Here is a 545-nt window from a genome sequence, read left to right as displayed (position 1 = left end):
TGCAAAGAGAAAGCATCTCCTGTATCAGCTAAGCGCTTGAGTTCCTGTTGGCTATTGTAATCGGCGCGCATTCGCCATAGTAAATCGTACATAGCTTTGTCTTGGCTGACTTGCGCCATACGAACGACCACTGCTGTGGACGGTAGCCAACTGGTGACATTCGCTTGAGTTAACTGCGTCGTTAAGGCTTTTAACGCACTTGGCGATAAGCTATCTAGCTCACGAATGAGCAAGGATTCTCTTGTCTGAATTTGTTGAGACGTCCCCGTTAACCACTGCTGCAGGTTTAGCTCTTTTCGTTCAGCTTGCAGCACAAAATCTAACGTGCTTTGGTCTTGTTTCCAACGCTTAATTAAACGACTCGCAATCGCTGGGTAATTGAATGCGGGTACACTGAATTCATAGCCATCGCCTCGCTCCAACATTTGATACGTTGGTGTCAAACGAACTTGCGATTCCACGAACAGTGCCATACGCGGGGTAAGTATGATGTTTTGCTGTTCTAATTTTTCCAACAGGCGAAAACGCACCACCTCTTGCTGAGG

1 pseudogene is annotated in these 545 nt (G+C 47.0%); it reads right to left on the bottom strand.

What is annotated here, in order from left to right:
- A pseudogene (locus tag R7093_RS27490) lies at positions 1 to 545 on the bottom strand (hypothetical protein); the annotation flags it as partial.

The sequence above is a fragment of the Vibrio sp. 1580 genome, from assembly GCF_033340055.1.
This window is presented reverse-complemented; position numbering and strand designations above follow the sequence as displayed.